The sequence below is a fragment of the Longimicrobiales bacterium genome (assembly GCA_035764935.1).
GTDB lineage: Bacteria > Gemmatimonadota > Gemmatimonadetes > Longimicrobiales > RSA9 > DASTYK01.
On sequence record DASTYK010000089.1, the window covers coordinates 73,517 to 83,085 of the forward strand.

Here is a 9,569-nt window from a genome sequence, read left to right on the forward strand (position 1 = left end):
AGCGGATCCCATGGCCGCTCGGGATGCAGACCGGGCGAGCGCAGGCGACGCCCGAGACCGCTGCGGGCGCGTGTCAATCGGGCGGGAGCAGCTCCGGCTGATTCGCTTCCGCCAGGGCGATGATTCGCTCGATCTCGTCCGCGGACGCTTTCTTCGCCTTCTTCCGCGCGGCAGGCCTGGCCGGCTGCTTCGGTGGCGGCGGCGGAAGCGGCGGAAGCGGCTGCGCGGCGACGGGCGCGTCGTCGTCATCCTCGTCGAGCAGGGGCAGCCCCTCCAGCGCCGGGTTCTGCCATTTCCTGCGCCGAGGCGGTTCGGCGGGGCTCGCTGTACCGCCCTCTGCAGTCGCCATGGAGTCCGCCGGTTCGAACGGCTGCACTGATTCGAGTGCGTCGACGGACGGGTCGGAATCCGCAGGTCCGCGCGACTCCGCTGATCCGGTTACGTCTTCCCGCTGGGCAGCTTCTGTCGGCGCGACCGCACCGGTCGCTTCGCCTGGCTGGCCGTGCCCCTCCTGGGCGTCTGGCTCCAGTGCCTGCATGGATTCCGCACGATCCACTGTGCCGTCGGACGTAGCCTGCCCTGTCCCGTCAACACCGCTGTCTCCAACGCCTGCGAGGCCGAACGACAGATCCAGCCCACTGGTCGTGGCAGTATCAACCGGCTTCGGCACCACGGCGGGTGCATCATCCGGGAGGTTCCAGTCATCGTCGGTATCTGCAATCGACGGCCGAGGGGCTTCGTCCTCGACAGGCGTCGGCGCCGCCGCCGAAAGCGGCTCCGCCGGCAGGGCGGGCATCGCCGTCAGATCGCTTTCGCCCGGCTGATCCGCTTCCTCCAGTGGCGGCACGCTCCAGTCGTCGTCCTGGCTCGAGCCCGGCGTCGCCTCCAGCCCGTCCACTGGCGGCAGGCTCCAGTCGTCGGTATCCGGTGCCGCCGAAGTTTCCAGGCCTTCGAGCGGCGTCACACTCCACGGCTCGTCGTCCGGAGCATTCCAGTCATCTGCCGCCGACGTCACCTCGAAGCCCGGCAGCGCCCAGGGCTCGGAGGGCTCCGCGTCGGCAATGATTTCATCCGCGCCCGCGCTTCCGTCATCGAGCAGCGGCAGCGGGTCCGCGACGTCCGGATCACTCTCGTGCGCAGCAACACCATCCGACGTCCCCGTATCGGCTGTGTCGGCAGCATCTGCTGGCTCGAGCGGGTCCGCCGCGCTGATGACATCGACAGAGTCACGGTCGTCAACTTCGACACCACCGACAGTCTCGACACCTTCGGCTGCGCTGACAGACTCGCGGCCCTCGGCTGCGCCGCTTCGATCGACGTCACCGTCCGCGCCGGCCGTTTCGGTGACATCGACGCGCCGGTTTCGCTGTTTCCGTGTGGCCTTGCCGTTCCGCTGTTCAGGCTCGGGATACACGACGATCAGCTCATCGCCTGCCGGCTTTGCCGTGTCCGTGTCCTCGGCCGTAAGCTCGCTGACGGCTTGTGTGCTTTCCGCCGCCTGCAGCCCGGCCGACGGCTCCTCCGCAGCGGGCTCCAGCGTGGCTTCCGCGCCAAGCGGATCAGCAGACTCCGCGTCGCCAGGCGCGACGCTGCCGACATCGGCGGATCCGTCCCCGGATGCCGGGACGGCGTCGCGTGAGGCGTGCTGTGCGGCGCTGTCGGCCTCGGCAACTGTCTCTGCTTCCATCGCAGCGGGGCCGAAGCCCAGCAGATCATCGAGCGGCCCGTCCAGCACTTCGCTCGCGGCGTTGGTCGAAACGAATGTCTCGTCCTCCCGCGACGGCACCATGGGAACGACCGGTGCTGGCGCCTCCGCTTCGTGCCCGGGGTCGTGTGCCCACTCCTCTGCTGCGGTGCTTTCCTGGAGCAGCGGCAGCGGCTGCGGTGCATCGCGCTCAACCGCAACCAGAGGCAGCGGCACTTCATTCATCTCGCGTACTCGCGCGCTGGCGCCGTCGCTCGGCGCTGCACCCCGCTGCGGCGGCGGCGTTGCGCCACGCCGGGTGAGTCCGATCAGGGCGCTCACGGCATCCGCGATGATACCGGTGAGCGTCAGCGGGAACAGCAGCACGTCGACGAGCCACGCAGGCACTCGCAGCCCGCGTCGCGTTCCCCCGCGAGGCACGAGCAGCGCATGATGCGCACGCCCCGCGTCGTCGAGCAGTGCGACGTGGGCGACGCTGCCCTCCGCGAAGACGAGCGGCTGCTGCCCCGATCGCACCTGCTCCCGCTCGCGCGTCACGTTCTCGACGCTCCAGTCCGCATTCTGCGCCCACCGGAACAGCACCAGTTCCCCGTCACGCTGAGCCATGACGTGCAGCGCATCCGCCGGACCCGCAATGAGCACGGGGGCGCTGTCGATGCGCGCTGCACTGCCGATCCGGGGGCGAGCGTCAACCAGATCCTGAATACCGGCCGTGCCTTCCGACGTGCACCAGGCGTGCAGCAGTCCACCCTGTTCTGTGCGTCCGGCGGCGTGCACGGTGCCGTCCGGCTCGATCGCCGCACTGAGCGGGCAGACGGACCGCATCGATTCGCGCACAGCTGCACCGGCCGCGCTGCTCAGATCAAAGGCGCGCCAGCCCTTGCGCTCGCTCCAGCGGAACAGCAGCACGGAACCGTTCTTCGAGCGCACGACCGCGGCCAGTGTGCGGCCGCGCCGGTCCCGCAGCAGTACGGGATCGTCGGCGACGATGAAGCGCTCGCGATCGCCCGCGCGGGCGGTGACGTTCTCTGCGGTCCAGCCGCCGCGGGCGCGCCAGCGTGCGTGCATCAGCTCGCCGGTGCGCGTGCGCACCACGACGTGCATGGCGCCGCCGAGTCGCACGCCGGCCGGCCTGCCGACGCATGCGGCCCGGGCGAGCGGCCCCGCGTCGACGTGTTCGGCTTCCCAGGTTGGCAGCCGACCGCGACGGAAGTGCATCAGCCTGCCGGTGCCGCATGCGAACAGCGAAACGCGTCCCCGCTCGCGCGCAACGCCGGTTGCGGTGCCGTCGAATGCGCCGTGTGTGCGCGTGTCGGTGATGCGGCGTGCGCGCCAGCCGAGGCCGGGACGTCGCCGGCAATCGATCAGCTCACCCCTCGTCGTCCACAGCACGGTCCGACCGCCGCCAACGAACGCTGCCTGCGCGACGTCGCTGCCGTCCAGGATGTCGACATCGATGTGCTCGGTCGCGTACCCACCCGACCGCCTGCGTCGCACGTGAAGCAGCCGTCCGTCGGGGCCGGCGCCGATCGCCTCGAACGAGCCATCGATCGCGCTGCCATGAACCGCGAGGAGCCGTTCGATCCGGGAGCCGTCGTTGGCCGCACTGTGCAGCGTCAGTGCTGCGGGCTCCGGCCGATCATACGGGACACAGAAGAATCCGCGCACCGCTGTTTTCACCGCGAGGCGCGCATCGAGCGACTTGCCCGCACCCGTGTGGAAGACCAGCCGGACGTTGTCGTTGCCCGGGCGTGCCGGGTCATACACGCGAACACTCGCGCGTCGTGCACGCCGGTCGAGCTCGTAGTCGTAGGCAAGGACCGCGAGGTTCTGTGACGGCTCGGCGTGTCGACCCTGCGCGAGAACCAGGTAGATCATGACGGGCGTGCCGTCGTCCAGCAGCTGTCGCAGGCGGCGGAACTCCGTCCGACTGCGCTCGGTAATGCCGGGTCGCCCGGGAACACCACGATCCGGCAGCGACTGCCAGTCCCGCAGCTGGTGCCACCCCGCACGCGCAAGCGCCTCGCCCTGCCGCCGCACGACCGCCTCCAGCAGCGCCTCCGGAGGCGCCGCTCCCGCATCGGCCGCGGGCAGCGGCCGGCCGGCGAGGTAGTAATCGAGCGCAGTCCAGGCGGCGCCGGCGCTCAGGCCGAAGGCTCCGGGCGACGGCGTGCCGAGTCCGAAGTCCTCACCGTCCGCAGACTGCAGGACGCAGGGGAATCCGTGGCGCGAAGGCAGAAATGCCTCGATCCGCATGGACGCTCCAGTACGGGTTCAGCGTTCGATGTACGGGAAAAACCGCCAGCCGAAGGCTGGCGCGGGAGAGGATGTCCGAAGGTAAGCGGGAAGGTACGGTGGCGCAATCGTTTCGTGCGTCGAGATGCGCTTTATCCGAGGGGGCGGGTGTGTTGCTCTCCCATGACGCCAACGCCAGCACGATCGCAACCGTGCTGCCATCGCTGGGCCTGTCGCACGGCAACGTCTCTCCGCAACTCGATGCACAGCGACAGACGCACGCAGCCCCGGCCGGACGCTTCCGGTCGGGGCTGCGTGATCTATGGGCCCGGCGCGACTCGAACGCGCGGCCTACGGATTAGGAATCCGTCGCTCTATCCACCTGAGCTACGGGCCCGGAATGACGACAGACACAAAATTTAACGGAATCGGCGGCGCTTTTCACTACCGCACCCAGGCAACAGACCGGCTGCACCTGCGTGCCCGCTCCCTACTCCGCCGCCACCAGGTACCCCGCGATGACACCCGCCAGCAGCGCGTCCAGCGCATCGCCACGCACGCTCTTCTGCGCGAGCACTTCGTAGCCGTGCTGCCGCAGTTGTGTGGCGAGTGCTTCCAGCCGGTCGGCGACGTCGTTCGCGCGCTGCTCCCGCAACGTGGCACTGCGCGGCCGACGAGCCGGCACCGCTCGCAACGACAGCGGCGCGGTGTCGATCAGCCCCGGCGCTGCGACGGTCGACACCGTCGCAGTCACCGACGCAGCGCCTGGTACCATCGCGGATGACTCCGCCGGGGGTGCGGACTCCGCCGATGAGGCGAGAGCAGGCACGCCCGCAGCATCATTATCGAGCGCAACCGTGCGCACCGTCGCTTCGCCGACGCCCCTTGGCAGCCTCGCCGCGCCTTCCGGGATGATAAAGGCATCCAGCGGAAACGCGGGGCTCTCCTCGAGGAGCGCGGGTGGCTCATACGGGCGCCCGGTCTTCGACTGCGCGTCACCGTCGCGCGACCCCCTCCGGGGGGCGGCGCGGACGTCGACGGCCACGCTGCGCGGCCCCGACGCCCGGAACGGCGGCAGCGGTGTGGCCATGCGCAGGCGGGGTCCGCCATTCATGCGAGTCGTGCGCGCCGGTGCTGGCAGGCTGACGCGACGCTGGGGCTGCATCGGGCTCCTGTGGATGGGTCGCCGGGGAAAGCGCCACCACAAGATATTGTGTGCCCGGTGGCATCGAAAGGCCGTTGCTTGCGCTTTGTGAGATGAAGGCGGTGCCGACACGAGCGCTCGGACGCCATGGGTACAACCTGCCCCGACTCACTCCACGCGGGTCGTGACTTCCAGTCCGACCAGCAGCATGCGGCCGGCGGCCGGCTCGAAGAACCGCCCGCCGAATGCGTTGATTGCTACTGCACCGGCGTACACCTCGTCTGTGATGTTGCGAAGGGCGAGGAAGGGAGCGAACCGGGCGTCGCCTGCGGAAAAGGCGGTGTGCACACGCGCGCCGAGCACGGTGGCTGCCTGCGTGCGGGACTCTGCGGTATTGGCGTCGGATGCGTAATAGGCGGCGGTGTGCTCGACGTCGACTTCGACCGTGAGGGGACCGCTCCAGCGCGCGTCGGCGAACAGGCGCAGCGGCGGGATCCCCGGAACCTCGTTGTCCTCGTGATCCGCGCCGGGATCGCCGTCGTCGCGGAAGCGCACGTCGAGGGCGGTGAGCGACGTCCGTACGCGCCAGTCGGTGGTCGGCTCCAGCGTTGCGCCGATCTCGAGCCCGCGGTGCGTCGTCTCGCCGGCGTTGCGAAAGAACGAGCGTTCCTCGATGCCCTCCACCTGGAACGGGACGATCGCATCGTCGACGCGGTAGGCGAATGCAGCGGCGTCCAGGGTCAGCCAGGCAGCAGGCGCGCCTCGCACGCCGAGCTCACCGCCCCACGTCCGCTCCGGCTGCAGCGAATCGTTGAATCCCGTCGGGCAGCACGCCTCGCCTGCTAGCGGCGGAGCATTCGCCAGCTCGGTCGTGGTGGGCGTCTGGAATGCGCTGGTGAAATTCGCGTACGCGCTCAGGTGTCGTGACACCTCGACGAGCAGCGCGGCGGAGGGGCTGAGGGCGGAGAGCACACGCTCGCCGGATCCGTCGCCATCCGCGGGGAGGTGATCCTCGGTGCGGAACGAGATGCGATCCCAGCGTGCTGCGAGCGTGAGGTGCGCACGTCCAAGCTGTGCCGCTGCATGTACATAGGGTGCAAGAGCGACCACCTCGTCTCGCTGGTCGCGTCGCTGCTCCGCGCCGGCGGTTCCCGCGTCATTGCTCCACTCGCGACGGTCGTCGCGCTGCAGCTCCGCCTCGAAGCCGGCACCGAAGTCGAAGCGGCCGCGGGTGCCAAGCACGTGTGCGCGCGCGCCGCCGCTGCCGCGCTCGAGCGCGATCACGGCGATGGGAATCGGGTTTTCGAGCTCGCGGTGAGCGCCCCACGCGGTCACTCGTGCATCGAACAGGGTTCCCTGGCGCTCGTATGTGAGGCCGCCCTGTACCTGGCGTGCTGCCTCACCGGTGCCCTGCCGCACGTTGTTCGGCCAGGCCATGGAGGGGTCCAGGCGCACCGAGTCCCACGGCAGCGAGCCCGGGTTGAGTGCGCGGGGAGCATCGGCAGCGTTCAGCACGAAGCGCAGGAAGCCGTTCCGACCCACCGGCTGCACGACGTGCGCATTGAGCGTGTTCTGCTCGGCCGCCGAATGTTCGCGCACGCCGTCGCGGGAAAGCTGCGAGGCGCCGATGCGATAGCCGCCGCCACCGAGCGGCCCGGCGACGCCCGCATCGATGCGGACCAGCCCGCCGAGCGAGCCGCGCGCCTCGTCGCCGACAGTCAACCGTGCGCTGGCCTCGGTTACGGGAGGGGGCGGTGCAGTGACGAGACGGATCACGCCACCAGCCGCATTGCCGTACAGCGTGGATGCGGGACCACGCAGCACTTCCACGCGGCCGGCGCGCGCCAGGTCCAGGTTGTTGAGGCTTCCCTGCCCGTCCGCCGATGTGAGCGGAATGCCGTCCGCAACGATGCGGACCCCGCGCACGCCGAAGGCCGAGCGTGCTCCGAAGCCACGCAGCGTGACGCGCGCGCCGAGTGCCAGGTTCTCACGGTTGGCGATGAAGACTCCCGGCACGGGCCCGAGCACCTCGTCGAGCCCGACGCCCGGGCGGGCGGTCGCGATGTCGTCCTGCTGAATGGCCGACGCCGCCATCGGCAGGAGCCGGAGCGGCGTCGGTGCGCGTGTGACCTCCACGCGCAGCGTGTCGAGGGCGAAGGATCCCCCTGCGCGTGCCGAATCCGCCTGGTGTCGCAGGGTGTCGGGCGTCTGCGCGAGGGCATGCGCCGGCCCGGCGAGCAGCGCGCCCGCCACGGCAAGTCTGCATGCAACCCGCCGTATCACGCCGCCGACCTCCTGTGGCGGATATACTCGATGATGGGCGGCAGCAGCGAGATGAAGATGATGGCGAAGATCACCAGCGTGAAGTTGTGCTCCACCGCCGGGATATTGCCGAAGAAGTAGCCGGCCCACACGAACAGGAGCACCCATACCACGCCGCCGATCACGTTGTATGCCAGGAAGCGGGGGTAGTGCATGGTGCCGACACCGGCCACAAAGGGGGCAAACGTCCGCACGATCGGCACGAAGCGCGCAATGATGATCGTCTTGCCACCGTGCCTGTCGTAGAATTCCTGCGTCTTGCGGAGATGACTTTCCTTGATGAACCAGACGCGCCCCTGCGCGAGCCGCGGGGCGAGCGCGTGGCCGATCCAGTAGTTGACGGTGTCACCGGCGATCGCCGCGATGATCAGCAGCACCGTCAGCGTGTACGGATCGAGCGAGCCGCGTGCCGCGAAGGCGCCCGCCGCGAACAGCAGCGAGTCTCCCGGCAGGAACGGCGTCACCACGAATCCTGTTTCCGCGAAGATGATCAGGAACAGGATCATGTACGTCCACGCGCCGTACTGGCGAATGATCGAGTCGAGATGGACGTCGATGTTCAGGATGAAGTCGACGAGCGCGAGAATCCATTCCATCAGGCAGGCCACCCGAAGCGGCCGAGCAGCGGCACGAACGTGCAGGCGGTGATCGCCTCCTGCTCGGTCGAGCCGTCCTCGCGCTTCCGGACAAGGGTCAGTTGCTGCTCGGCGCGGTCGCCGAGCGGGATCAGCATGCGCCCGCCGGGGGCGAGCTGGTCGACGAGGGCCGCGGGCACGGAAGGCGCCGCCGCCGCGACCAGGATTGCATCATAGGGTGCGTAGCGCGCCCAGCCGATCGTGCCGTCGCCGACGAGCAGCGCCACGTTCGAGATACGCAGTGCATCGAGCGCCGCCCGGGCGCGCACCGACAGCTCGCGGATGCGCTCGATCGAGTAGACGTGACCGGCCAGCTGTGCCAGCAGCGCGGTCTGGTAGCCCGAGCCGGTACCGATCTCCAGGACCTTGTCCCGCGGCTGCAGTTGCAGTGTCTGGAGATAGAGCGCCTGCAGCGACGGCTGCGAGGCGGTCTGACCGAAGCCGATCGGCAGCGGCGCGTCGTCGTACGCGCGGTTGTGCACGGACTCCGGCACGAAGAGATGGCGCGGCACACGGTCGAAGACCTGCAGCACCTCCAGGTCGTCAATGCCCCGCTCGCGGATCTGCTCGATCAGTGAGCGCCGCAGTCGCTCCCAGCGACGATCGCTCAGAGAGTCAGCCGCCACTCGCCGATCTCCTTCAGCAGATCGTAGTTGGTCAGGTCGAGGTGCAATGGCGTGATCGAGATGTAGCCGCTCCGCACGGCGTCGTAATCCGTGTCCTGCTCGCCGCGCCCCCACCACTTGCTCTCGCCGCCACCGATCCAGAAGTACTCGCGACCGTTGGGATCCAGTGCACGCGTGAGCGACCCGATGTATGCCCGCCGCGCGAGCGTCGTGACGTGTACGCCCTTCACGTCCGCCGGATCGATCCAGGGCAGGTTCACGTTCAGCACCGTGTCGGCTGGAAATTCACCGCGCTCCAGAATGTTACCGATCAGCCGCGCCAGCGGCTCGCGCCAGCGCGGCAGGTCATCGTGCTCACGGCTCGCGTGCGATACCGCGATCGACGGAATGCCGAGGATTGTCGCCTCCATGGCCGCCGCCACGGTGCCGGAGTACAGCACGTCGTCGCCCAGGTTGGCGCCGTGATTGATCCCGGACACGACGATGTCGGGCCGCCGGTCCTTCAGCAGCTCCCCGACTGCGAGCATCACGCAATCCGTCGGCGTGCCGTCGACGACGGCGAGGCCGTCCTCGGGGTGCCGCACGCGCAGCGGGTAGTGCATCGTCAGGGAATGGCTGGTCGCGCTCTGCTCCCGGTCCGGCGCGACGATGTCCACATCGCCCAGGTCGCGCACCGCATCAGCGAGCACGCGGATCCCGGTCGCGAGATAGCCGTCGTCGTTGGTTACGAGAATGCGCATCTACGTCCTGGCGGGCGGCGTCAGCAGCGTGGTGAGCTCGGTGAGATCCGCCCGCAGCTGATCGATCATCGCACGGTCGAGCACCGCGCCGGCAGCGCCGGTCAGCTCGCCGCTGCGGCGCAGCCGGTCCAGCTTGGCCTTGGCTCCCTCGACCGTGTACTT

Annotated in this window: 6 protein-coding genes and 1 tRNA gene; all 7 read right to left on the reverse strand. The window is 69.3% G+C overall.

Annotated features, from left to right (window positions below; genetic code table 11):
* Positions 1–73: 73 nt before the first annotated feature.
* Entirely contained in the window at positions 74–3,961 is a 3,888-nt protein-coding gene (locus VFU06_07250; protein ID HEU5209191.1) for a hypothetical protein, read from the reverse strand.
* Between the two features lie 302 nt (positions 3,962–4,263).
* Positions 4,264–4,337: transfer RNA gene (locus tag VFU06_07255), tRNA-Arg, on the reverse strand.
* Between the two features lie 93 nt (positions 4,338–4,430).
* On the reverse strand, positions 4,431–5,105 hold the full coding sequence (locus VFU06_07260; GenBank protein ID HEU5209192.1) for a hypothetical protein: 675 nt from the start codon (positions 5,103–5,105) through the stop codon (positions 4,431–4,433).
* Between the two features lie 147 nt (positions 5,106–5,252).
* On the reverse strand, positions 5,253–7,367 hold the full coding sequence (locus tag VFU06_07265; protein HEU5209193.1) for a TonB-dependent receptor: 2,115 nt from the start codon (positions 7,365–7,367) through the stop codon (positions 5,253–5,255).
* Positions 7,364–8,002 carry a DedA family protein gene (locus VFU06_07270; protein ID HEU5209194.1) on the reverse strand — a complete coding sequence of 213 codons (639 nt, stop codon included), beginning with the start codon at positions 8,000–8,002 and terminating at the stop codon, positions 7,364–7,366. Before VFU06_07270 ends, VFU06_07265 begins: the two co-directional genes overlap by 4 nt.
* Positions 8,002–8,667: a protein-L-isoaspartate(D-aspartate) O-methyltransferase gene (locus tag VFU06_07275; GenBank protein ID HEU5209195.1), complete on the reverse strand. Its 666-nt coding sequence runs from the start codon at positions 8,665–8,667 to the stop codon at positions 8,002–8,004. Before VFU06_07275 ends, VFU06_07270 begins: the two co-directional genes overlap by 1 nt.
* Positions 8,649–9,407 carry a 5'/3'-nucleotidase SurE gene (gene surE, locus VFU06_07280; protein ID HEU5209196.1) on the reverse strand — a complete coding sequence of 253 codons (759 nt, stop codon included), beginning with the start codon at positions 9,405–9,407 and terminating at the stop codon, positions 8,649–8,651. Before surE ends, VFU06_07275 begins: the two co-directional genes overlap by 19 nt.
* Positions 9,408–9,569 lie beyond the last annotated feature (162 nt).

What these genes read in the sequence shown, in the direction of transcription:
- VFU06_07250 (HEU5209191.1), bottom strand. Translation starts at nt 3,961, where the DNA reads ATGCGGATCGAGGCATTTCTGCCTTCGCGCCACGGATTCCCCTGCGTC.
- VFU06_07260 (HEU5209192.1), bottom strand. Translation starts at nt 5,105, where the DNA reads ATGCAGCCCCAGCGTCGCGTCAGCCTGCCAGCACCGGCGCGCACGACT.
- VFU06_07270 (HEU5209194.1), bottom strand. Translation starts at nt 8,002, where the DNA reads ATGGAATGGATTCTCGCGCTCGTCGACTTCATCCTGAACATCGACGTC.
- surE (HEU5209196.1), bottom strand. Translation starts at nt 9,407, where the DNA reads ATGCGCATTCTCGTAACCAACGACGACGGCTATCTCGCGACCGGGATC.